This window comes from Gardnerella sp. c17Ua_118 (assembly GCF_055804255.1).
Genome location: NZ_JANUYT010000001.1, coordinates 1,303,467 through 1,326,611 on the forward strand (window position 1 = coordinate 1,303,467; position 23,145 = coordinate 1,326,611).

21 protein-coding genes and 1 pseudogene are annotated in these 23,145 nt (G+C 40.9%); 12 read left to right on the forward strand and 10 right to left on the reverse strand.

Features of this window, described 5'->3' with window-relative positions; translation table 11 throughout:
• Positions 1–101: 101 nt before the first annotated feature.
• From NYP69_RS05195 to NYP69_RS05215, 5 genes are all read left to right on the forward strand, one after another.
• Positions 102–1,373: a Fe-S-containing protein gene (locus NYP69_RS05195; protein ID WP_473410704.1), complete on the forward strand. Its 1,272-nt coding sequence runs from the start codon at positions 102–104 to the stop codon at positions 1,371–1,373.
• A gap of 12 nt (positions 1,374–1,385) precedes the next feature.
• Positions 1,386–2,789: an ABC transporter permease gene (locus NYP69_RS05200; RefSeq protein WP_473410705.1), complete on the forward strand. Its 1,404-nt coding sequence runs from the start codon at positions 1,386–1,388 to the stop codon at positions 2,787–2,789.
• Complete coding sequence (locus NYP69_RS05205) at positions 2,779–4,080, forward strand: ABC transporter permease (RefSeq protein ID WP_473410706.1); 1,302 nt, start codon at positions 2,779–2,781, stop codon at positions 4,078–4,080. The genes NYP69_RS05200 and NYP69_RS05205 overlap by 11 nt, the downstream gene beginning before the upstream one ends.
• A 112-nt stretch (positions 4,081–4,192) precedes the next feature.
• Positions 4,193–4,987: an ABC transporter ATP-binding protein gene (locus NYP69_RS05210; RefSeq protein WP_473410786.1), complete on the forward strand. Its 795-nt coding sequence runs from the start codon at positions 4,193–4,195 to the stop codon at positions 4,985–4,987.
• Positions 4,988–5,042: 55 nt separating this feature from the next.
• Positions 5,043–5,675 carry an FMN-binding protein gene (locus tag NYP69_RS05215; protein WP_473410707.1) on the forward strand — a complete coding sequence of 211 codons (633 nt, stop codon included), beginning with the start codon at positions 5,043–5,045 and terminating at the stop codon, positions 5,673–5,675.
• Positions 5,676–5,803: 128 nt separating this feature from the next.
• Here NYP69_RS05215 and NYP69_RS05220 read toward each other — a convergent pair whose 3' ends face one another.
• Positions 5,804–9,094 (reverse strand): InlB B-repeat-containing protein, encoded by a 3,291-nt coding sequence (locus tag NYP69_RS05220; protein ID WP_346284182.1) that lies wholly within the window; start codon positions 9,092–9,094, stop codon positions 5,804–5,806.
• 78 nt (positions 9,095–9,172) lie between these two features.
• Between NYP69_RS05220 and NYP69_RS05225 the strand changes: the two genes are divergently transcribed.
• Positions 9,173–9,550: a DUF3800 domain-containing protein gene (locus NYP69_RS05225; protein ID WP_308299570.1), complete on the forward strand. Its 378-nt coding sequence runs from the start codon at positions 9,173–9,175 to the stop codon at positions 9,548–9,550.
• A 128-nt stretch (positions 9,551–9,678) separates the two neighbouring features.
• Here NYP69_RS05225 and NYP69_RS05230 read toward each other — a convergent pair whose 3' ends face one another.
• Positions 9,679–9,915, reverse strand: coding sequence for a hypothetical protein (locus NYP69_RS05230; RefSeq protein WP_032813307.1), 237 nt, complete (start codon positions 9,913–9,915; stop codon positions 9,679–9,681).
• Positions 9,916–10,174: 259 nt separating this feature from the next.
• On the opposite strand from NYP69_RS05230, the gene NYP69_RS05235 reads away from it, so the two are divergent.
• On the forward strand, positions 10,175–10,522 hold the full coding sequence (locus NYP69_RS05235) for a hypothetical protein (protein WP_018631966.1): 348 nt from the start codon (positions 10,175–10,177) through the stop codon (positions 10,520–10,522).
• 26 nt (positions 10,523–10,548) lie between these two features.
• On the opposite strand, the gene NYP69_RS05240 is transcribed toward NYP69_RS05235, so the two are convergent.
• Positions 10,549–11,052 (reverse strand): hypothetical protein, encoded by a 504-nt coding sequence (locus NYP69_RS05240; protein ID WP_018631968.1) that lies wholly within the window; start codon positions 11,050–11,052, stop codon positions 10,549–10,551.
• A gap of 192 nt (positions 11,053–11,244) precedes the next feature.
• Here NYP69_RS05240 and NYP69_RS05245 point away from each other — a divergent pair, with 192 nt between their 5' ends.
• Positions 11,245–11,985, forward strand: a complete 741-nt coding sequence (locus NYP69_RS05245; RefSeq protein WP_020759145.1) for a response regulator transcription factor — start codon at positions 11,245–11,247, stop codon at positions 11,983–11,985.
• A pseudogene (locus NYP69_RS05250) lies at positions 11,979–13,210 on the forward strand (histidine kinase). The gene NYP69_RS05245 and the pseudogene NYP69_RS05250 overlap by 7 nt, the downstream one beginning before the upstream one ends.
• 194 nt (positions 13,211–13,404) lie before the next feature.
• On the opposite strand, the gene NYP69_RS05255 reads toward NYP69_RS05250, so the two are convergent.
• The 3 genes from NYP69_RS05255 to NYP69_RS05265 are packed head-to-tail and all read right to left on the reverse strand — an operon-like array spanning position 13,405 to position 15,761.
• Entirely contained in the window at positions 13,405–14,577 is a 1,173-nt protein-coding gene (locus NYP69_RS05255; RefSeq protein ID WP_004133576.1) for a sensor histidine kinase, read from the reverse strand.
• Positions 14,578–14,611: 34 nt separating this feature from the next.
• Complete coding sequence (locus NYP69_RS05260) at positions 14,612–15,265, reverse strand: response regulator transcription factor (RefSeq protein WP_004131589.1); 654 nt, start codon at positions 15,263–15,265, stop codon at positions 14,612–14,614.
• A gap of 34 nt (positions 15,266–15,299) precedes the next feature.
• Entirely contained in the window at positions 15,300–15,761 is a 462-nt protein-coding gene (locus tag NYP69_RS05265) for a hypothetical protein (protein WP_004131591.1), read from the reverse strand.
• A 415-nt stretch (positions 15,762–16,176) separates the two neighbouring features.
• Between NYP69_RS05265 and NYP69_RS05270 the strand changes: the two genes are divergently transcribed.
• The 3 genes from NYP69_RS05270 (at position 16,177) to NYP69_RS05280 (ending at position 18,385) form a co-directional block, all read left to right on the forward strand.
• Entirely contained in the window at positions 16,177–17,628 is a 1,452-nt protein-coding gene (locus NYP69_RS05270; protein ID WP_415691421.1) for an ATP-binding protein, read from the forward strand.
• A gap of 219 nt (positions 17,629–17,847) precedes the next feature.
• Positions 17,848–18,117 (forward strand): type II toxin-antitoxin system RelB/DinJ family antitoxin, encoded by a 270-nt coding sequence (locus tag NYP69_RS05275; RefSeq protein WP_018631986.1) that lies wholly within the window; start codon positions 17,848–17,850, stop codon positions 18,115–18,117.
• Positions 18,110–18,385, forward strand: a complete 276-nt coding sequence (locus tag NYP69_RS05280) for a type II toxin-antitoxin system RelE/ParE family toxin (protein WP_012913985.1) — start codon at positions 18,110–18,112, stop codon at positions 18,383–18,385. The genes NYP69_RS05275 and NYP69_RS05280 overlap by 8 nt, the downstream gene beginning before the upstream one ends.
• 186 nt (positions 18,386–18,571) lie before the next feature.
• Here the strand turns inward: NYP69_RS05280 and nrdF are convergent, their stop codons facing one another.
• From nrdF to NYP69_RS05300, 4 genes are all read right to left on the reverse strand, one after another.
• Positions 18,572–19,651, reverse strand: a complete 1,080-nt coding sequence (gene nrdF / locus NYP69_RS05285) for a class 1b ribonucleoside-diphosphate reductase subunit beta (protein ID WP_473410708.1) — start codon at positions 19,649–19,651, stop codon at positions 18,572–18,574.
• 82 nt (positions 19,652–19,733) lie between these two features.
• A complete protein-coding gene (gene nrdE, locus NYP69_RS05290) occupies positions 19,734–21,962 on the reverse strand; it encodes a class 1b ribonucleoside-diphosphate reductase subunit alpha (RefSeq protein ID WP_473410709.1) in 2,229 nt (742 codons plus the stop codon).
• An 84-nt stretch (positions 21,963–22,046) separates the two neighbouring features.
• Complete coding sequence (gene nrdI, locus NYP69_RS05295) at positions 22,047–22,547, reverse strand: class Ib ribonucleoside-diphosphate reductase assembly flavoprotein NrdI (RefSeq protein WP_115794051.1); 501 nt, start codon at positions 22,545–22,547, stop codon at positions 22,047–22,049.
• A 70-nt stretch (positions 22,548–22,617) separates the two neighbouring features.
• A complete protein-coding gene (locus NYP69_RS05300; RefSeq protein ID WP_004133561.1) occupies positions 22,618–22,869 on the reverse strand; it encodes a glutaredoxin family protein in 252 nt (83 codons plus the stop codon).
• Positions 22,870–23,145: the final 276 nt, after the last annotated feature.

Here is a 23,145-nt window from a genome sequence, read left to right on the forward strand (position 1 = left end):
GCCAGTGGAATGCATGAGTAATGCATAAATAGTGCAAAATGGCGCATAAATAAAAAACAAAAATAGATAACAAATAACACATAAACAGCAAAGGAGGGAACATGCTCAGGCTGTTCGTTACAGTACTTCCAGGGCTGCTCCCTCTTGCGCTGCTTACAATGGGATTAAGCGCAACGCTAAGCGTTGGCGAGGGACGAGATAAGCCAATCAGCTGCCGCTGGCGACTTTTTGGTTTGATTTTTGGAACAGTTGCGGCTCTTGTTTTTGCATTTTTGCGCGCAAGCGTGGTGATTAATCAGCGCAATTTTGTGAATCTTCCAGCGCTTTGCATTGCTGTTCCGCTAGATATTGCAACAATCGCCTGTGTTGGCGCGTCTGGCAAAACGGTTGCAAAATGGCGCAAAAATCCGCTGCCCTTGCATATAAGTAATGCAATTGGCGCGCTTTGCCTAGCGTTTACAGTGTTTTACGCGCTCCCAGACGTGATTTTGCAGCTTACGATTTTCGTTGACTCCAGCACGCCTCCGTTTACTTCCGATATGCTTCTTCGCGCGCTAGGATTTATTCTTGGCGCGGCTGCTGCGATTTGCATAAGTCTTATGGTGCGATCTTTGCGCACAACCGCGAGTATTGGCGCCTTTAAAATCGCAATTATTCTAAGCTTAATAATTTTGCTAATTCAGCATTTAACATCCCTGCTGCAAATTATGCAAGGAAGTATTTTGCTGTATATAGACGATTTTTCGTTTAGCATTCTTGTTTGGCTTATAAACAACGCTCCGCTTATGATTATTGCGCAAATTTGCGTGTTTTTGATTCCTGCATTCGCTTCTCTTGTAATTGGTTTTAAGACGCCTGTAGATGGAGAAAATCCTGCACAAATCCGCGCAAAGCGAGCGTTTAAGCGCAAGTCTAGAAGGTCCGCGCTTGCGGCGCTAATGGCTGCAATCGTAGTAATACTTACGCTTACTGCTGGCGTGTCTCTTATGAATATTAAGCCAACGCTTACGCCGCCAGAACCGTACGAGCTGCATGATGGCGTAGCAACAATCAACTTTGTGCAAATTAGCGATGGCCACTTGCATAGATTCCAATACAAAGCTAAAGATGGCACTGTTATGCGCTTTATAATCATCAAGAAAAATGGTGGAGCGTATGGTGTGGGCTTGGATGCTTGCGAAAATTGCGGAGACGCAGGTTACTACGAAAAAGACGGCAAGATAATATGCCGAAAATGCGATGTTGCTATAAACTTGGCGACTATTGGTTTTAAGGGCGGATGCAACCCGATTCCATTCCCATACAAGGCTGGTGGCGGCAAAATTACCATTCACACAGCCGATTTAGACGTGCTTAGCTCGCACTTTAAGTAGGAGTGCTTGCAAATGTTTATGATTCGAATGGTTGCGCGATCTCTTGCTAGGCAGATTAAAAAGCGAGTTCTTATAGCGATTGTTGTGTGCTTGAGTGCGTGTGTAAGCGTTGCAATGCTTAGCGTTGTTTACGACGTTGGAGACAAAATTAACGCGGAGCTTAGCTCTTACGGATCCAATATTATTGTTCAGCCTAAGTCGAATGCTGTTGTGAACGACTTGTATGCGTCTCGCACAAAGTCGGACTATAGTAATTCGCAAACTTCTCAAACTTCTCAAACTTTGGCGGATGCGGAAAGCGAAGAATCTACCGCTTTTTTGAAGGAATCGGATGCTGCAAAAATTAAAATGATTTTTTGGGCGTTTAACATAACGAATTTTGCGCCAAAACTAACGATTTATGCAAATCTTAAAGCAAGTTCTTCTGTCGAATCTGCTAATTCTTCTTCTGCTAAATCCACTAATTCCGCTAAATCTGCTAATTCAGTAGTTCCGATTGTTGGCACGTGGTTTAATCGCAAGCTTGCGCTCGCTTCTGGAGAGACAACAGTTGTTGGCGTGCAAGGAATGCGGTCTTGGTGGAAGATGCTTGAAGGCAGATTCCCGCGCGATTTTAAGCGCGAGGCCGCTGTTGGCACAAATCTTGCTAAAAGTCATAATTTAAAAGTTGGTCAGCTAATAAAACTAACTCGTTCTGGCAGGCAAATCTCACTTAAAATTGTTGGCATCTACGATTCTGGAGATAGTGACAATAACGCGATTTACGCGGATTCCAGCCAGGCACAACGCCTTTCAAACAAGCCAAATATGGTTGAGGCGATTGAAGTTAAAGCATTGACTACGCCAGAAAACGATTTAGCGCGTAAAGCGGCGAAGAATCCAGCGGCTCTTAGCCAAGAAGAGTGGGAGACGTGGTATTGCACAGCTTACCCAAGCTCGATTACTTACCAAATTGAAGAAGTGATTCCAGGAGCTGTTGCAAAGCAAGTGCGGCAAGTTTCGGCTATGCAAGGCAGCGTGCTTAACAAAACGCGCGCTGTGATGGTGCTTATGACGGCGCTTAGCTTGGTTGCGGCAGCTGTTGCGGTTGCGAATCTTATGGCGGCTGCGATTTCGGAGCGCTCGGGGGAGCTTGCGCTGCTCAAGGCGCTGGGTGCGCGCGATGGCGCTGTTGCGCGGCTAATGCTTATGGAAACAGCGGTTATTGCGTGCGTTGGTGCGCTTATTGGTATGATTGCAGGCTTTGGCGTTGCGCAAGTGATTGGATTTAGCGTGTTTGGTTCTGCGATTTCGCTTCGACCAATGGTGTTTGTGCTGGTGTTTGTGCTTCTTGCGATTACTGTTCTTGCTGCTGCTGGCTCTTCTATTCGCTCTATTTTGCATGTGCGTCCTGCGGAGGTGCTTCATGGGCGTTAAATCTGGTTCGGGTATGACTTCTAATAGCGCAATGTTTGCGACTATGCTTTTTGGCGCGGTTTTTCGCCGAAAGTCGCGTGCGCTTATGGCAGTAGTTGCCACTCTTGTTGGTGCTGCTACGCTGTTTTGCTTGGCTGCAATCTGCATTGTTGTTCCTCAACAAATGAGTGACGAAATGCGCACGTACGGAGCGAATATTATTGTGACGCCGCTTGCAGGCGAGTGGAAAAATGGCATTGATCGCGCAATGGTTTTGCATACTAACGACATGGTTCTTGCAAAAGGTGCTATGCGATCTGCTACCTACCGTTATGAAAATGTGCGCATTAATGCGGCTCCGTACGTGCTTGCTGGAGTGGATGTTTCCGATGTTAAGTCGCTTAATAAGCATTGGAACGTGGACGGCGCTTGGCCTAGCAGTGGCAACGTTATGGTTGGGCGAGATGTTGCTTCGGCTATGGGATTGAAGATTGGTTCGCGCATTGCAATCGCGTATCGCGCTGGCGATAATTCCTCGGATTCGCACAAGCCCGCGCAAAAGTTGGAAGGTAAGTCGCAAGGTAATCAAGCAGAAAATCAAGCAGATAATCAAGCAGATAAATCTTCCTCAAAAAAGCTTGTTGAAGGCAGAGTTTCCACAGATATTATGGATACTCACGGCACAACTTTCCGCGTTTGCGGCATTTTAGATACGGGAGACGCCGAAGATTCCATGCTTTACGCAACTAACGCGGATTTGCGTGTGCTTACAGGCGTTAAGCGCGGTGCGGACGTGATCGCTTACTCGTCTTCTGCGCCGAACGTAGATGCTGTTGTGCGCAGCATTAACGATATGACTTCTATGCGTGTTCGTGCGCAACAAGTTACTAAAGTTACAGCGGCAGATACTGGCATTATTGCTATGCTTCGCAGCCTATTTTGGATTGTTTCGCTGGTTGTTCTTGCATTGATGATGGTTGGCGTAAGCACTACGATTTCTTCGATTGTGCAACAGCGCCGAAATGAGATTGGCTTGCGCAAAGCTTTGGGTGCGAGCGCTAAAAGCATTGGCATTGAGTTCACTGCAGAATCTGGGCTTTATGGTTTTATTGGCGGAATCGCTGGTACGGCAGTGGGGTATGGATTTGCGCGATTGCTTGCGTCAATGGTGTTTGCGCGAGATTTGAGCGTGAATTGGTGGCTGGTGGCGTTTTCTATTGTGTTTAGCGTTGCAGCGTCTTGCGTTGCTGCGTTGCCGCCTGTTTTGCGCGCTTCAAAAATCGACCCTGCGATTGTGCTTCGAGAAGAATAGCTTTTATAGTGATTTTAGAATGTTTTTAGAATGTTTAGTTAAGGATTTTTAAGGATTTGATATGGCAGATAATGTAGAAAATAGGCAGGAAAATACAGATTCAAAGCCAGAAATGCTGTTGACTTTGGACCATGTTTCCAAGATTTACGGCTCTCTTCGCGCTGTTGACGATTTGTCGCTTACTGTGCCGCAAGGCGAGTGGCTTTCGATTGTTGGCTCGAGCGGCTCTGGCAAAACTACGCTAATGAACATTATTGGGTGCATGGATTCGCCGTCTAAAGGCTCCGTTGCTTTGCAAGGCCGCAAACTCGAGGATTTGAACGCGGGTCAGCTTGCAGACGTTCGTAAAAACGTAATCGGTCTTGTGTTTCAAAAGTTTTATCTTGTGCCACATTTAACAGCCGTAGAAAACGTGATGGTTGCGCAATATTATCATTCAGTTGTAGATGAATCGCAAGCAATGGAAGCCTTGGAACGCGTGGGATTAAAGGACCGCGCACATCATTTACCAAGTCAGCTTTCTGGTGGTGAGCAGCAGCGCGTGTGTGTTGCGCGTGCTCTTATTAACTGCCCGAAGTTGCTTCTTGCGGATGAGCCGACTGGTAATTTGGACGAAAAGAATGAGCAGATTGTACTCGACTTATTTAAGCAGCTTCATTCCCAAGGCACTACGATTATTGTTGTAACGCACGATTCTTTGGTAGCTCAATGCGCGGATCGTGAAATTATGCTCAACCACGGTGTGCTTGTTGGGGAGCGCTGGAATAATGAGGAGGCGCGCAAAGCGTACGAGGTGATTGGTGGCAAGCCTGCGTTTACGAGTGCGCATGTTGATGAAAGCGTTGCGCAATCTTTGCAAAATCATGAGCCTACTAAGTCGCCTAAATTAGCGAATTTAGATGATTAGTTTTTAGATGATTAGTTGTGCATAGTTTTAATTTAAGATTTAAAGGCGATGATTTATGATTTTAGACAATATGTTTCACAATGTTTCACGCTGCGACAATTTGCGTGATGATTTGAAGTCTAAAAAAATTGCAAAAACGGTTGCTGCGATTGCGGTTTTGGCTAGTTCAAGTGCGCTTCTTGCGTCTTGCGGTGAGCCAAGTGCCGTTCCAATGAATGATGAGTTTGCAGGAAACTCTGGTCAAAGCGAAAACGATAGTGGCAATGCTTCGAAGTCTTACGATTCTGGCGCTCAGCAATCGCACGCTTCTGCGCAAAGTGAGGATTCACAAAATCAGCAAAATCAGCAAAATCAGCAAAATTCGCCTAAAACAGACACTGGCAATTACAAAGATGGCGATTACAAAATCAAAGCTAAGTATGGGCCAGTTGCAGAAGATAGCATTGACGTGAATTTAAGCGTTGCAAATGGAAATATTAGCAGTGTGCAAATAACGTCTCACCCGTTTACGCCAATCTCCAAAAAACACATGAGCGCTTTTAGTGAGGCTATTCCAGGAAAAATCGTTGGAAAACCGTTAAAAGATTTGCATATTTCGGTTGTTGCTGGAGCAAGTTGGACTAGTGATGCCTTCAATAAAGCGCTTGACGTTGCTCGTCAAGAGGCTTCAATCGTATCCGCGCAATAATTTACAGCAACCTTAATTTTTAATATACCGTGATTAATATAACCGTGATTATATTGTTGAATATTCGTCTGTAATTAATAGGGGCTAGTGCTGCAGTTGCTTCAGTACTAACCCCTATTATTGTTTATTTATTTTATGCGCTTTAATTTTGCGATTACTACAGCAAGTCCGAATGCTGCAATCGCAGAAAAGGCAGTCAGTAATATTTCGCTTCCTGTTTTTGGAAGTTGGTTATTCTCGTTTTTGTGCTTTTCTACGATTTTATTATTTGGATTTTCTTTTGGTAGTGGCGCAGGTTTTGGCCACGGTGTTGGTTCCGGTTCTGGTGTCGGCTCCGGATCAGGCGTTGGCTCCGGTGTTGGTGGAGTCGGTGGAGTTGGTGGATCATATTCTACGGTGAGAGAAATACCATTAGCACCTGCTGCTGCGTCAGAGTTTTTCCCTTCGCTTGTTTGTGAGCCATTCCAAGTAAAGTCAAATAATTTCGTTGTTTCATTAAATGTTGCAGCTGCGTGGAATGAGCCCGATACGGTTCCAACGATTGTAGCTTTTCCGGAGAAATCTTGGTTTATCTTTATTCCCGGAATAGTGATTTTCATTGTGTCGCCAAGATTTGTTTGTACTGCTGCCTTCAATGCTGCATACGTTGTAATGCCAGATTTCAAATTAATAGTAACTGTTACAGTCTTGCCTTTAACTTTCACATTCTGGATAGCAAAAGTATCTGAGAACCCATCGAGCTTAAGCGTATTTTTTGTGATATTTTTAGGCAGTGTTAAACCGTCTGGAATAGTAAATGTAGCCGTGAAAGAAGATGTCATATCGCTGAGAGCAATATTGCTATAATTTTCCTCTTTCACTGTTTTAAAAGTATTTTCTATCGCTTTCATTTGGTCTTTCACTACTGAAGCTGTGATTGTGCCAGTGAAATCAATAGTTTGTCCTGGTGTAACTTTGTATGCTGTAGTTGCTGTGTTATCGCCAGTTAATAAATCTGCTGGAAGATCAAGAGTCTCCGGTTGTATCTGTTCGACGTTTGAATCAAGCTCCCACTTAAGGTAGAAGGTAAGATCATCGTTCACTTGTGATTTGTCATTAATGTCAGCTTTTTCTGTTCCATCCTTGTCTTTGAACCAGTAGCAGTAATCTGTGCTATACACATAGCCAAAGAATGAGTTTTCTTTTTTCTCATTTATTAAATGATAATATTTGCGCGTGGCAAGATTCGTATAATTTGCATCTGAATCGGAACTTGCTTTGCCGCTAATGCCAGGAGTGTCTATGCTGACACTTTTATCCAAGCTTTTAATAAGATTGATTAGCGTCCTGTTTTCGCTAAATTTTGCTGTTTTCTTCACAACAGCAACATCTCCGCCATCTTCATCTTTAATCTCAAATACTTTTGTATTCGTCTTAAAGATACTGTTATTGGAGAAAGTTCCGCCATTCGCAGAGAATTTTACTGTAAATTCTTTTTCTTCCCAATTAGCATATAAGTCAATTAAGTTTTCACTCTGCGATATAGAAATATTGCTACCTGCTTTTACAGTCTTGCCTTTGCCGTTTTCCTCGGTAGTCCAACCTTTGAAGACCATTCCCTTTCGAGCGAATTTTGCATTATTCTTAATAACTTCATCGAATGAAAGAACTTTGCTGGTGCGTTTTGGACTAGTTTCACTAACAAGGTATGTTGCATCATCTTGAGCGCAATTATGGTAGCGAACAGCATAAGATGAGGGATCTTTTTCCCACTTTGCGTACACTGTTGTGTCGCTTTTAATTATCATTTTTTCAGTAAATTTTTGCTCGCTATTCTGAGCGTTCTTGCAGAACCACCCGAGGAACTTATATCCAGGAGCAATTGGATTTGCTGGTACTTCAGTACTTCCTCCTGCAACTGTTTTTGCAAAGTTTAATGCGTAACCTCGTACGGCAAGGGATTCTTTTGCTTTAGTTGAAAAGTCAGAGAATATAGCTTCTTTAGCTTTTTTAGAATCCTCAGCATTTGTATCATTGAGCTCGAATGTCACTTTTGCTGCTGGAACCCATACGTGCTTTTTGTTATCTTTAGAAGCTTTTTTAACTGAGTATATGTAGGCATTTCCATTTTTGTTAATTGGTTTTATCTCATTTACAGAACTATCAGCAAGAGTAAAGAGACTTAGCCTTTCATTACCGTTTTCTTTACCGTTTACAGGAACAGTGCTTCCCCTGTTGTTGTGATAATCAGGAGCATATGTAACCATGTGCGAGCCTCCAGTAACAACATAGCTATTTCCTGTTCCAGCTCCACCATCTGCATTTTTGATTGCCGGGCTATCTATTAAGCAGTCTTCTCTAAGTTCAATAGATCCGTTTTCCTGAGCTCCAAAAAGCGCTCCACTATTTTTTCCATTGCCTTTGATTGTAGAATCGGAGATAATTACTTTTCCGGTATTTACATTTAAGCCGCCGGCGCCACCATTATTAAATTCAAGAGTAGAGTTGGTAACAGTTAATTTTCCGTTTGATATTCCAACGGAAATGCCTGCTGTAGATCCTGCATTCGCAACAATTCGTGAATTATTGGTAACAGTTGAGTCGCCTTGAATTGTTAAACCAGTTGGGTGCCTCCAACCAATTTTATTAATCACAAACTCCGAATTATCCATGTTTAATTTGTTTACGTAGTATGACATTCCAAAGCCTGCTACAGTAAGTGAAGAATTCTTCAAAGTTAAATCTCTTGCATCAAACCATGTGCGAATTTGTGATTTAACGTTAATAGTAGCGTTTTCGAAAGTAATACCATCAGCATAAAAATTTGTATCATAGTTGTCGTCAGCGGTAATTGTTAATTTATCTTTGCTTGTACCTTTTATTGTTCCCGCAAGGTAGATTCCGTGACTGTCTTCTACTCCGTTATCTTTGAAATTGTATGTGCCGTCCGTAATAAGAGAGCCTTCTTCTGCTGTAAGTGCTACCTTAAATGCAGTCATTTTCAATTCGCCGTCACCGCGAAGTGTGGAACCAGATTTCAGCGTGATTCCATCGTTGGCATTATTCGAGCCTGTTATTGTGGCGCCGGATTTATCGATAGAAAGTGTAATGCCTTGTGGAATTTCTATAGGTGCATTAAGTGAAAAATTGCCTTTAATGTTGATATTTGCAGGTTTTTGTGTGGCTTTTTCAAGAGCTTTTTGAATAGTTTTTAATGGCTTACTTTCAGATCCATCGTTGGAATCTAATCCGTTTGTGCCATCTACAACAAGTTGTGTTTTTGGAGCTGGGTTAGTTACGGTTACTTCTGCTGATGGGGGAGTAATAGCTAATGCACTTATTGGACATACAGAAAGTAGTGACATTGCTGCAATGATAGTTGAAGTAGTAAGTATGCGCATGCTTTTATATTTATTATTTCTTCTCATTGCTAGCTCCATATTATCTGCTGAAGTTTGGCATTAGTTAATGCATTGTATTAGTACAATCTCTACACTATACCCGTAGAAGGTAAAAGTATACTCGTATTTGTATTAAACACAATAGCTCATAAATATTTACATAATCTAATTTACGGAATGATAGTTATTGATGCTCGTAATAGTAAGCAAAATAAGCAACTTGATGATTTCCATTTTGACCTGCTTAATAATCATGACTCACATCGAGCTGATTATAACAATTTAATTGAAGGATTATTTATAGCAGCTTCGCATCACAGCGTAGGTGTACAGTTTGCAGATTTAGTTGCAGGAGCAGTTTATAGAAAATGCTCTAAAAGAGATTCAACTTTTTATAATATGATAAGAAATAACGTTCGTAGAAATAGTCAAGGTAAGGCGGAAGGATTCGGAGTAGTCGCCGTGCCTAATGGTAGCTGCATTATTGAAAATTGAAATAATAAAAATAGACGCCGTGTTGAAGATTAACCTCAAACCTGCAATATGGCGCAGTCACGGCGTAACGAAGTTATATCATAAATTGCTTATTGTTTGCAATATTGCGTTTTAGTACCATATCTACCTTAATCTTTGACTTCAAGAATAGTGCCTTCGTCGCGAATCATCGCCGCTGCCATAGCTCCAGTTGCTGCCATAAATGGAATAATCGCATTTCTGTATTCGTTCATGAACTGTGCAAAATCATGATTCCAAGATATAAGCGCAACGTACAAAAGAAGGAATTCGATTGCTGTAAATATTGCCCACTTAAGAATCCAAATAAGCGTTTTTTTAATAAGTTTTATAGAGTCCTTGCTCATGAGTTGTTTCCCTTCCAATTTGCTGTTTTGTTTGTGAGCATTGTAGCTAATTCATGTACATTGCTTATCGTTCGTATGCATTTTGTATTTCTAGTATAAATGCTGCAAGTCTTCGAGAAATACTATGTACTCAGAACTTAGTACTCAAGATTGCACGGAAAATGTTTGTAATTAGACTTAAAGCAACGCACAAATATATTGAAAATATGTGTTGCGAATATAAGTTGTGAATATATTACAAATACAAGGAGATACAAACATGAGTAGCGCAAATATTGGTAGTGTAAGCATGAGTGATTTTGGCATAAACTCTTGGCAGCCAGAAGATAACGTAAACAAAATAGGAAAAGTTTGCGAAAATAGCATTAATCAAATTCAAAAGCAGGAAGATAACTTTGCGGAAAATAGTAGCGAAGAGCTTTCGCAAGATGAAATTGATGAATTAGCTAAGCAATTAGAAGAATTCTTTACAAAATATATTGTGCTAGAAAATGGCTCTTTTGTTGTAAAAGAGGATGCTATTATTGCAGACGGTTATGGCGATCACATAGAATATTTTCGCAATGCTGCAAAAGGATTAAATCTTTCAATGGAAGATCAGCAATAAGCTTAAATCCTTAAAGTCTTAAATCTTTAAAAATCGCTTTCATCAATAGGGTGACCTTGTGGGCGCTTTATTACTCGCCACAAAATCACCAATGTTAAAACGCCGTTTGCAATTCCGTAGTAATAAATCCAAGGAACGTGAATAAGCCCACAAATAAAGCATGAAATAATATTTATTAAATTATTTGAGTAATTGTTGAGTATTTGCTTATTTTGTGATTCGACTTTTTTGCGTTCTTGCTCAAGCGTAATTATGTAATCTTTGTTGTTCTCTGTATTCTCAACATCACTACTTATGCTGTTAGCGCCATCGCCATCAATCTTAGATATATTATTTTCTATATACGCATTTTTTTCTTTAATAACGCTTTTACGCAAGAAAAAATATGCATAAGAATACAATGCAACAGAAAGAAGTCCTAGAACAAGCCACAAAACGAAAAAGTCAAAGCTACGCATAAAAGCAGCTGTTGAGGCAAGCGCCATCGCAGCTACTTCTGCGGAGTGTAATACTACTAATCGTTTTGTCATATAATCCTGCTGCAATCATTATTGAATATGAATTTCAACGCAACCAAAAGTCACATATTGTTACTTATTATAACCAAATTTGACTTACGTGCATTACTTGTAATCATTTATTACTACACAATTTGCCCTACTTTGCGCGCGTTTATAAAGTAGAATATAAGAAAAGTAGCGTGTGATTGCAAGAAAGCCATTATGCCAAAAACGTATGCAATAGTAGATAACGACCCATTAGTTTTAGCGGTTATGCGAAACGTGCTCAGCAAGCTTTTGCCAAGCGAGTACGTGTGCAAATGGTGCGTAAAATCAGGCGTGCAAGCTTTGAAATATTGCCAAGTAACAAAAACCACTCCGGATTATATTTTGATAGATATGTCAATGAAAGACATGTCTGGAGTAGAGGTAATACGCGCAATTCGTGAACAAAACAACAGCATTGTTTTAATTGGCATGACTTCGTACGATTGTAGATCCTACGCTTCGATGGTTTCGCAAGTTGGTGGGCAAGCTATGGTTGCTAAAGACAATTTCAAAGGACTAGCAGAAGCTTTGCAATATTGCGATAATCAGCACGTGTATGGCTGCCGTTGCGTTAAGAATGTTGCTTACGATTTTGCTACTCCGCAAGAATCTTTTATTAGACTTTCTAAATCAAGGTCGCGCAGCGTTTTGCCGCCTCAAGAACTAAAAATCATGGATTTGCTTGCTAAAGGCTACACAACAAATCAGATTGCGGCTCAACTTGGTCTTATGCCAAACACTATTAACACGCATATTCATAGGATTTACAAAAAATTGCACGTTTCTAACCGCGTGCAAGCAATATCCGCATTTGCTGCAATGCAAAATCGTGAGCAAGCTAGCAATCTGCAATATGCTTATGATTCGACGCAAAATCACCCGAATCCTTCTCAAGAAACGGATAGCGCATGTTAATGAAAACATTTTCGCGTGTTATTGAGTTGGTTAAAAGCTGGAAAATTCAGCGAACTTTATTCATAATATTGGCGATTCTTGTAGTGTCAATGGATGTGCAATCTTGCAATACAGCTTGGTTGTGGCGCAACCCATTACAATCTGCGTGCCAATACATTTGGATGTTTGCAACTTTTCTTATGATTGCTTTTCCGCGTCAAATATCCCTCGTAACTCCGATTTTATATTGCGTAACGTTAGCAGTACCAGGCGTAAATGCAACCTGCGTGTTTTTTGCGCTGCTCGCTAGCATGCTTGTTGCAGGCTTTTATGATTCGTGGAAGTATTTGCTTTGTGCGTACATAGTTTCGCTGAATATTATGTACTTTGCAAAAATGGCGTACATTCCGCTTACTTTCCCTTGTTTTATTCTTATTTCCATGATTTGCGGTTACGCTTTGCGCAAGTATTTGAACATGTTGGAAGAAAATAATCGCGCAAAAATGGATATTGTGCGCAGTGAGTTCCAGTCTTATATTGCTTCTGTTGCATTGCAATTGCACGACGATGTGAACAATGAGATTACGGATATTACATTGCTTGCGACTGATGCTTTGTATGCCGAGAAAAGTGATCATACAAAAGAGTCGCTAGAGCAGATTGTTGAGCATTCTCGTAATGCGCTTTCTAAAACGCGACTTGTTATTAATCTACTTGAGCAAGCTGAGCATAAGTATGATGATTCTTTAGATTCAAATATTGCTAGTATTGCTAGCACGCAGTTCGTTTATGGTTCTAATGGTAATGATTGCATGACTTTGGCTGATTTCTTATGCAATATTCGCGCGCGCTTACAGGCTGAACGTAAGATTTGTGAGCAGCTTGGGTACTATGGCTCTCTAACAGTAAATGATGAAAGTTCGGTAAGTAACGATTTTGCTGCATCTGCAATAGTTGATGCCGAAAAAGTCAATGTGCTATTCGCATGTGCAGCGAGCTGCTTACTAATATTCGCAAGCATTGCAATACTAGCGTTGATTTTTCTATGAATGTTACGGTTGATGAGCGCGAATGCAAAATAATGTGTATGAATTCGATTTCGACGTTGAATAAGTTTGGTGAAAGGCTTGTTTTTGGCAAAGGGCTACTATTCCACAAAAAATCTGTGGAACGTTTAGGTGGATCTTTAAGCGCGCAAAAAGATGACGACACTTGGCTGGTCAATGTTGTTATTCCACTAAACTAGCATCACTCAAATCATGCGTTATCGTGGCAAAAATCGCAAAATTCGCAAAAACTGCCACGATAACGTGTATAACATAGCAACGAAACAGCATTCTGCATTGCAAATTAACCGCCTACTTGCATCTGCCATGCAGCAGACACGTCCAAATACTCGATTAACGCGCAAGAAAGCACAATAAGTATCTTGCACAATGGCTATTTCTCTACATGAAGCGGAACGTGTACATTAATAATCCACGAATCGCCATCTTCAATAACTTTAAAAGTTCCACCAACGCGTTCCGCAAGCATCTTATGAAAACGCAGTCCATATCCTAATTGCAAGTTAGCAAGAATACCGCGTTGCGCACTATTTATACACGTAATATGACATTCATGGTCATTAAGCATTACATTCATGGCGTATTCTTTAGGCTTTGCAGCATGCTTTTTTACGTTCGCAAGCAGTTCTCGGCAAATATACTCAATTTGAGCACATTCTTCAAAAGGCAAATGCGTTGATTTCGAATCTTCAGCAGCTAAATCACTATTCAAGTCAATGGAACCAATATAGCCAAGCTTCTCAAATGACTTTTGCTCACCATCAAATAAAACGCGTAATCCTGTACAAAAATCTTCATAACATGTAGTCGATTGCATAACATCGCCAGTGCTTGCAGTTGTAGCATTGTCAAGAAGAGAAATGATATTACGTGCTCTATGAACAGTTGTAGTAGCACGTTGAAGAATCTCTCGCGAATTTTCATGCTCTTGGTCATGAGTCGTTTGAGGTTCAATAGATTGTTGAGCCATCATCATAATGCTGGAAAGTTCATTAGTTACTTCATCGTGCATGCGAATTGCGGCAATAGTGGCATATTTTTGAAAAACGTTGTAACGCTGTGCAAATAACTGTTCCTGCTGTTGGTGAATAGTAGAAATATAGTATTTTACGATTGCGCTAGAAATAAGAACGATAAGAAGCCACCACGCTAACACATGAGCGTTTTGAAAATCGCAGATAATAAAGAACCATGAAGATACTCCGCAAGAAGAAAGCACAGTGTACCAAGGCTGAGTGATTACAGCAATTGCCAAACAGATCAATATGGTAAGCATCATAGATGAGTAGTTGATATTTGGCGCAATAATTACCAACGGCATCCAAATGAGCACAATAAAAGATGCTTTACGAGGCCATATTGCAATGCACAAGCATATTACAATCCATACTATTTCAACTGTAATTGCATGCCAATTAGAATAGTAATGAAGATTATTATAAGAACAAATTTCAAGAATCAAAGTACAACTTATGATTACACCAATTCCAATTTTCTGCCAGGCATCATGCGGCAAAAAATTGATCATACGCGTTAATAATTTCATAACTACCTACTTTTACACGTTAATTTCTTACACGTTATATGTCATGCGAATACTTTGCGAGCGCAGCAAGCGCCTGCATTCGACTTCGGACTTGAAGTTTTCCATAAATACGCCGTAAATGCGTGTTTACTGTTGAAACTTTCACATTAAGCTGATCTGCAATCTCTTTCGTAGAATACCCCTGTTTGCACAAGCGCATAATTTCCGATTCTTGAGGAGACAAAACTGAAGTCTTCGGAAGTTGAGAAATCATATTGAATGATTCTTGCGGAGTGTGAAAATAGTCAATATATTGTGGCAATTCTGGACAACCGTAGCTTGTTGCGCGCGATTGGATGGCTGCAACTACGTCTGCTAAATTATCTTTATGCACTAGCGCTTGACCACCCGACTTAGCAACTTGCAATACGTATTCATCTAGCATGTAGGAAGTAATGCCAATTAAAACAATATTGCTATTGCGCTCGCGAATTGCTTTAATTACATCAACACCACTCATTTCTCTCATTGACATATCTACTAAAAGTACGTCAGGAGTATTTTCTGTAACGCAACGATGAATAGCTTGTTTTGCAGAAGAACACATCCATGCACAAACAAAGTTTTCAGGCAAACGACTTTTCAGAAGAAGTTGCATATATCGCAATACAAGCGTGTCGTTATCAACAATTGCGTAAGTAGTGTTCATACAATATATTGTATCTTGTTTTGGAATCCACTTATCAAGAGATGTGCGATTGTATTGTTTTTCTCAAATTATCAAGATTGTACACATTAAAGTGCCATACGCTAGCACTTTCCGTTGGCACACTCCATTCTTCGGTTTTACCATTCGCAGTAAAACGAATTATTTGAGTTGTTGGCTTATTTATAACTTCAAAATTAGTGAGTTGATTCCACGCAATACGACGAAGATACTTATCGTCTAATTTAGCTAGATTACCCGAGCCTAAAATTACATTCGGATTAACAACAATAAACTCATTATTAGTGGCAGCAATAATACGCGCAGCAACGCCTTGCTCTACATAGAATAATTTAGGTAACAAAAATAGTTTGATTAAATCTTTCCACCAAGGGTCGTATTTCATTGTAAATACATACGTCTTATCAACTGAAAGATTGTGATCTTTAAAATACTTGACGATATCTTCTTCTCGTATACCGCGCAAAGGATTAGTCATAATAAGCACCTCCTTGTGATTCTTGTTTTGTAAATTATCAACATACTAACGTGCAGATTTTATCTACACAAATAGGCGTACCTATTTTTAACGATAGTGCTTTTAGAAAACTTTTAAAAAACTTTTACTATTAGCAGTTTGTATGTTCCTAACAATCAACATTTAAGAATATTTCCGTTTTGGAACTATTTTTAAATATCCGCGTACTTACCGAGTTATCGTGGCAGTTTTTGCAATTTTTGTAATTTCTGCCATGACAACGTTCGATTGCCTTGCTTATATTGCAAAATAATATAATTTAGATTATTATAATTATGATTATAATAATCTAAATTATAATAACTTGAGCGCAGATTCAGCAGCTATAAGATGCGCTGAAAAATATTGCAATTATTGACGTAACGGCAGGTGGAATATGGTTTTTGTTGGCAGACAAGACGAGTTACAAGTACTGGAAAAACTGTATGAAAACAGCAAACACTCGTTCCAGATGGCAATAGTTTATGGCCGAAGACGAATAGGAAAAACTTCGCTTATTTCACAATTTTGTAAAAATAAGCGCGCAATACTTTTTACTGCTCGCGAACAAACTAATATTGAGAATTTACGTGATTTCTCGCGCGTTGTGTATGATTTCTTCAATCTTCCACCAACTACAGGATCGTTTAATAATTGGAACAACGCTCTAGATTTTGTTGCGCAACAATCTAACAACGCAAATCAAAGCGCTTCTCAATCTCCACTTATTCTAGTTTTCGACGAATTTCCATACGCAGCTCAAGCAGATAAATCCTTAGCGTCAACATTCCAAGTCGCAATAGATCATAAATTTAAGAATGCTAACATGACTCTTATTTTGTGCGGCAGCAACGAAGGATTCATGGAAAGTGAAGTGCTTGGCAAAAAGAGTCCACTTTACGGAAGACGTACCGCACAGATTCACCTGCAGCCATTCAACCTTTTTGAAGCAGCTGAGCTTATGCCAAATAATGCTACTTGGGAAGATAAAATCAACTATTTTGCATCCCTTGGAGGAACGCCATACTATATTGAACAGTTAGATAATAACTCTTCGTTTGCGGAAAATCTTGAGCAATTATGCTTTAACATTTCGGGAATTTTGTACGCTGAACCAGACATGCTTATGCGCCAGGAATTGCGCGATCCTTCAACATACAATAGTGTGCTAAATGCTCTTGCAACGGGATGCAATACTCCGACTTTGATATCTGATCGTATTGTATTGCCAGCTACATCGGTGAACGTGTATTTGAAAACATTAGAAGGCCTTGGATTAATTGAAAGAAATATTCCATTCGGCATGAATCCACTTCATTGCAAAAAAGGATTATGGCAGATTTGTGACCCATTTTTTGCGTATTGGTATAGGTTTGTAGCACCTAATAAAGGATTGATCGAACGCGGACTTTCACACGCTGCCGCAAGTAGCGTTCTTGGTGGCGAACATGAAGTGTTTAGCACTTTTGTAGGTCAACAGTTTGAGAAAATGTGCGAACAGTGGATCGTGCGCCAATGCAAAATCGGCAGAATGGACTTTTTGCCAACTAAGTTAGGTAAATGGTGGGGTGCGGACCCTATTGCTCGTGAGCAAACCGATATTGATATTGTTGCAGAAGATGATATTAACAAGCAGCTTCTTATTGCAGAATGTAAGTGGCGTAATAATCTTAACGAAGCTGAAGCGGTGAGCAAGTTGTTGCAGCGAGCAACTTTAGTTGAGAATGCAAAAAATCGCGATTATAAGAAAATATTTATGTTGTTTACAAAGTATCCAACTTCTTACAATCCTCGTCATGCCAAAACAAGCATCAACTTTGTTGACGCACAAACAATGTTTTTTAACTGATTACGAGACAATAGTTACGTACTATATCGCGCAGCCGAAATCACGCGCTATCGTGGTAAAAATTGCAAAAATCACAAAAACTGCCACGATAACTTGTGATTTAGTAATAATTGTGTGTACAATGGTGCTACTTTGGTATTACGTTGGGTGCTGTAGGTCTGTTATAATAAAGCAAAACATGAATAACAAATTTATGATTTTGAGCTTAAAGGAAACGATATGACTTCTACAAAAACAGCGAGAACAGGCAGATTAAGTGTAAGAGTTAACCCAGAAATACGAGATAGCGCATCGCAAGTTCTTGAACATTATGGTCTTGATATGAGTTCAGCAGTCAACCTATTTTTGTATCAGATTGTAAATACGCAACGTTTCCCATTTTCACTTGAAAGTTCTCCATGCGAGCACGCTATTGATGAAGCTATGAAAGAAAAACCAATAGCTGCAGGCACTGTAGACGATTTTGCTGAGCTGATGCGCAATGCCTAAACCGCCATTTTATAGTCCAATCTATCTGCGAGATGTTAAGAAATATAAGCAGAAGCATTACGATATTGAGCAAGTAATCAATATTGTAAGACTTATTTGCAATGGTGCAGATTCTCGCGAGCTTGCAACTTATAGAGATCATATTCTTAAAGGCTCATATAAAGGCGTGCATGAATTGCATGTTTCTGCAGATGTTCTACTGTTGTATCAAGTTAAAGAAGATTGCATTATATTTCTACGCTTAGGATCTCATGATGACTTATTCTAACTAGCAAAAATTGCAAAATTAGCAAAAACTGCCAAGATAACTCAGTAAGTACGCGGATATTTAAGAATATTTACAAAATGTAAATATTCTTAAATAATTAAATAAAAAAAAAGAGGTTGCTTATGAAAAGTACATAAGCAACCTGATTAATTAACTAATTAACGAAGCAATGAAACAACTAAGTGACTAGAAATCCCAATCGTCGTCGTCAGTTTCAACAGACTTGCCCATAATATAGCTGGAACCAGAGCCAGAGAAGAAGTCGTGATTTTCGTCGGCAGCAGGAGAAAGAGCTGCGAGAATTTCTGGGCTTACGTGAGTTTCTTCTTCGCTGTACTTAGCAGGGTAGCCAAGGTTCATCAAAGCCTTGTTAGCGTTATAACGCACGAAGTCAAAAACGTCATCGTGGAAGTCAAATCCTTCATAAATCTGACCAGAATACTCAACTTCCAAATCGTACAAAGTGTCGAGCAAGTTCATAGTGAACTTTTCAAGATTCTTCTTATCGTTCTCGCTTCTAAGCTCCAAGCCGCGCTGGAACTTGTAGCCAGAATAGTAGCCGTGAATTGCCTTATCGCGCAAAATCAAGCGAATCATGTCGGCAGTGTTCATCATCTTACCGCGAGAAGCAAAGTAAAGTGGAAGGTAGAATCCCGCGTAAAGAAGTAGCGAAGAAAGCATAGTCGCTGCTATCTTGCGCTTAAGCGGATCTTCACTCTCGTACTCACAAAGCACGGTGGTAACGCGCTGCTGCAAAACGTCGTTGCCAACAGCCCAACGATAAGCTTCGTCAATCTCTTCGCTAGAGCAAAGAGTAGAGAAAATAGAGGAGTAGGAGCGCGCGTGAATTGACTGCATAAAAGCAATATTCGTGTAAATAGCCTGCTCGTGCTCCGTGCGAGCGTGCTCAATCTGGCAAAGCTCGCCAATAGTTGCCTGGCTGGTATCAAGCAAAGTCAAGCCCGTAAAAACGCGAGTAGTGGTCTTGCGCTCAAGATCGGTGAGGGAACGCCAAGAAGGAATATCATTGCTCAGCGGAACTTTTTCTGGAAGCCAGAAGTTAGCAATAAGACGATTCCAAACGTCCAAATCCTTGTCGTCAATAATATTGTTCCAATTAACTGGGCGCACGCGCGAACCGTGATGATAGCGATACTGAGCTGGTGTGATAGAAGCTGCCATCATAGCATCGTCTGCGATTACGCGGTTCGTGCCGAAAGGCTTATCGAGGCTACTTCTAAGCTCGGTTGGGTCGAGTTCTGTCATAATTACTCCTGATTCTGTGTTTACGTTTTATAAAATTTTTAAGTTTTTGATTTAATTTGCGAAAGATTTACAACCATAAGGTTTACAGCGTGCAGCTTACGCAACCCTCGATTTCTGTACCTTCCAAAGCCTTCTGGCGAATACGAATGTAGTAAAGAGTCTTAATGCCCTTACGCCACGCGTAAATCTGAGCTTTGTTCAAATCGCGAGTAGTCGTAGTGTCTGGGAAGAACAAAGTAAGAGACAATCCCTGATCCACATGCTGAGTTGCCTCCGCGTAAGTGTCAATAATTGCCTTCCATCCAATCTCGTATGCATCCTTAAAGTACTGCATATTGTCATTCGTCATGTATGCAGCAGGATAGTAGACGCGACCAACTTTGCCCTCTTTGCGAATCTCAATGCGAGAAGCAATCGGGTGAATCGAACTCGTGGAATGATTGATGTACGAGATTGAGCCAGTTGGAGGAACAGCTTGCAAATACTCGTTGTAAATGCCGTCGCGCAAAATCTCGTCGCGCAAAGCTTCCCAGTCCGAAACGGTTGGAATTGCAACGTTAAAACGAGCAAACAAATCGCGAACCTTTTGAGTTCTAGGCTCAAGAGAACGGCTGCCATCTGTATACTTATCGAAGTAGTTTCCTTGGCCTGCAGGCTTAGCGTAGGCGCTCATCTTAAAGCTTGCAAAAGCAGTTCCGCGCTCTACAGCCAAAGCGTGAGAAGCCTTATAAGCGTGGTAGGCAACCGTCATAAAGTACATGTCTGTAAAGTCAAGAGCTTCCTCGCTTCCGTACTGCATATGCTCGCGAGCAAGGAAACCGTGCAAATTCATTTGACCCAAGCCAATAGCGTGGCCTTCCGCGTTTCCGCGACGAATCGAAGGCACAGAATCAATCGAAGTGTGCTCCGAGACAGAAGTGAGTGCGCGCACAGCCAAATCAACGCTTGCACCCAAATCGCCGTCCATTGCCTTAGCAATATTAAGAGAGCCAAGATTGCAAGAAATATCGCGGCCAACGTGACTATAAGACAAGTCGGCGTTATATGTACTTGCTTCTTGAGTTTGCAAAATCTCGGAGCACAAGTTGCTCATAGTAATGCGACCCTCAATAGGATTTGTGCGATTTACAGTATCTTCAAACAAAATGTAAGGGTAGCCGGATTCAAACTGAATCTCTGCAAGAGTCATAAAGAATTCGCGAGCGTCGATGTATTTCTTGTGAATGCGAGGATTTGCAACCATCTCATCGTAATGCTCGGTAACGGAGATGTCTGCAAAAGGCTTTCCGTACTCGCGCTCAACGTCGTAAGGGCTAAACAAAGCCATCTTTTCCTTACGCTTAGCGAGCTCAAAAGTAATATCTGGAATTACAACGCCCAAAGAAAGCGACTTAATACGAATCTTCTCGTCTGCGTTCTCTCGCTTAGTATCGAGGAAACGCATAATATCTGGGTGATGCGCGCTAATATACACAGCTCCAGCGCCTTGACGCGCGCCAAGCTGATTAGCGTAAGAGAATGAATCTTCCAAAAGCTTCATAACAGGCACAACGCCACTCGACTGATTCTCAATGCGCTTAATAGGAGCGCCAAGTTCGCGCAAATTCGTAAGCAGAAGAGCCACGCCGCCGCCGCGCTTAGAAAGTTGCAAAGCAGAATTAATTCCGCGCGCAATAGACTCCATGTTGTCTTCCAAACGCACAAGGAAGCAGCTCACAGCTTCGCCGCGCTGAGCTTTGCCAAGATTCAAGAACGTTGGGGTTGCTGGCTGGAAACGGCCTGCAAGCATCTCGTCCAAATAGTTAAGCGCTGCTTTTTCGTCACCATCTGCAAGTTCCAAAGCGACTGCAGCTGCGCGCTGAGCGAAGTTTTCCAAATACTTCTTTCCGTCAAAAGTCTTCAAAGCGTAAGAAGTGTAGAACTTAAAAGCACCCAAGAATGTACCGAAAGTGTGGTGAGCGGCTTCTGCGTGCTCATAGAACTTATCTAGAAACTCGTCGCTATATTTGTGGAAAACGTTGCCGTTGTAGTAGTAATTGTCAATCAAATAGTTCAAGCGCTCGCGAGTGGAAGCAAACTTCATGCTGTGTTCTTGCACGTAACCCGAAACATAAAGCTTTTCTGCTTCCTGATCTTTATCAAACTGAATGCCTTTTTCTGGGTCAAAAAGACCGAGCATAGCGTTAAGAACATGGTAGTCGCGGCTGTTGCGAATGCGTTCGGCAGTTGTGCTGCTGCTGGCAGTGATGGCGTCGTCAGCGTGATCAAGATTAAGCGAAGTAGATTCGCTCATCGGATCCGTGCTATTCATGGGTTTTATTCCTTTCCTCGTGCGTTGTTTTTGCTTTTCAAACGCTGGTTGTTTTTGTTTATATGCTGTATTTGTTGTTTTTGTTTATTTCGTTTCTTCTGCTTCTTTTAATTGCCTTAAAAATCTTGGTATTCCTTGCGCTACTTTTTCTATGTCTTCTTGAGTTCCCGTAAGTTCAAACGAGTACATATTTGGAATCGCGCATTTTCCTGCGATTTGACCGCCTGCAGCGCAATATGCGTCTCCAAAATTCGTGTTTCCAGAAGATATTACGCCGCGAATAAACGAACGATTTTCGCGATTGTTTAGGAATTTGCGCACTTGCATTGGTATTGCTTTCTTAATATTTCCGCCGCCGTAAGTTGGCACAATCAAAACGTATGGTTCGCGCACGTGCAATTCTGGCTCTTTTGGTCGAAGCGGTATGCGATACACGTTCACATTGTTGCTTGGAAAATCGCAATTTTTTACGAATCGTAGTGTATTTTCGGAGACGGAAGAAAAATAGACTACAGCTCCGATTGATTCGCCTTGTGCGCGCGCTTCTGGCTCGCTTGGTTGTGACATATTTTCTTGATCACACATTTTTATGCTTCTTAATTGCTTTGATTATTTTGACTGCTTTGCATATTTTGATTGTTGATTTTTGACTGCTTTAATCGTTTTGATTGTTGTTTTCTAATTGACTTGCGATTTGTGCAATCAAATCTGGACGATATCCGCTCCAAGATGAGTTTGGAGTAATCACCACTGGCGCTTGGCGATATCCTGCAGCGCGCAACTGGTCTAAAGTAGAAGGGCTTTGAGTTAAGTCTACTGTTTCAAAATTCACGCCTAGCTTAGTGAATTGACGCTTTGTGGCATCGCACTGTGGGCAATGTGGCTTGGTGAAAACTGTAATAGTCACGGTTCGTCTCCCTTCGTTATGTGGTGTTTAAGTTTTTGCTTTATGATTATTTAATTTCGTGCTTTTTGGCACGATTTAACAGTCTACTACCACTTAACACTATTTGTAGTGGCGTGTTGTATAGATAATCCCTATATCTAGTGTCTCCAAATTTGAGCCAGCACGCGTGTCTATAAGATTTAAGCGGTATTTATGCTTTCTAAATAGCGATGAATAAAAGTAAAAATGTAATCTTTATCACAAAATTGCCACTATTGCGATAGTGCAAAATTTACG

Coding starts and splice junctions, on each gene's coding strand:
- NYP69_RS05215 (WP_473410707.1), top strand. CDS start 5,043: ATGATTTTAGACAATATGTTTCACAATGTTTCACGCTGCGACAATTTG.
- nrdF (WP_473410708.1), bottom strand. CDS start 19,651: ATGACAGAACTCGACCCAACCGAGCTTAGAAGTAGCCTCGATAAGCCT.
- NYP69_RS05260 (WP_004131589.1), bottom strand. CDS start 15,265: ATGAACACTACTTACGCAATTGTTGATAACGACACGCTTGTATTGCGA.
- NYP69_RS05230 (WP_032813307.1), bottom strand. CDS start 9,915: ATGAGCAAGGACTCTATAAAACTTATTAAAAAAACGCTTATTTGGATT.
- NYP69_RS05275 (WP_018631986.1), top strand. CDS start 17,848: ATGACTTCTACAAAAACAGCGAGAACAGGCAGATTAAGTGTAAGAGTT.
- NYP69_RS05220 (WP_346284182.1), bottom strand. CDS start 9,094: ATGGAGCTAGCAATGAGAAGAAATAATAAATATAAAAGCATGCGCATA.
- nrdE (WP_473410709.1), bottom strand. CDS start 21,962: ATGAATAGCACGGATCCGATGAGCGAATCTACTTCGCTTAATCTTGAT.
- NYP69_RS05210 (WP_473410786.1), top strand. CDS start 4,193: ATGCTGTTGACTTTGGACCATGTTTCCAAGATTTACGGCTCTCTTCGC.
- NYP69_RS05205 (WP_473410706.1), top strand. CDS start 2,779: ATGGGCGTTAAATCTGGTTCGGGTATGACTTCTAATAGCGCAATGTTT.
- NYP69_RS05265 (WP_004131591.1), bottom strand. CDS start 15,761: ATGACTAATCCTTTGCGCGGTATACGAGAAGAAGATATCGTCAAGTAT.
- NYP69_RS05240 (WP_018631968.1), bottom strand. CDS start 11,052: ATGACAAAACGATTAGTAGTATTACACTCCGCAGAAGTAGCTGCGATG.
- NYP69_RS05270 (WP_415691421.1), top strand. CDS start 16,177: ATGGTTTTTGTTGGCAGACAAGACGAGTTACAAGTACTGGAAAAACTG.
- NYP69_RS05235 (WP_018631966.1), top strand. CDS start 10,175: ATGAGTAGCGCAAATATTGGTAGTGTAAGCATGAGTGATTTTGGCATA.
- NYP69_RS05255 (WP_004133576.1), bottom strand. CDS start 14,577: ATGAAATTATTAACGCGTATGATCAATTTTTTGCCGCATGATGCCTGG.
- NYP69_RS05200 (WP_473410705.1), top strand. CDS start 1,386: ATGTTTATGATTCGAATGGTTGCGCGATCTCTTGCTAGGCAGATTAAA.
- nrdI (WP_115794051.1), bottom strand. CDS start 22,547: ATGTGTGATCAAGAAAATATGTCACAACCAAGCGAGCCAGAAGCGCGC.
- NYP69_RS05195 (WP_473410704.1), top strand. CDS start 102: ATGCTCAGGCTGTTCGTTACAGTACTTCCAGGGCTGCTCCCTCTTGCG.
- NYP69_RS05245 (WP_020759145.1), top strand. CDS start 11,245: ATGCCAAAAACGTATGCAATAGTAGATAACGACCCATTAGTTTTAGCG.
- NYP69_RS05280 (WP_012913985.1), top strand. CDS start 18,110: ATGCCTAAACCGCCATTTTATAGTCCAATCTATCTGCGAGATGTTAAG.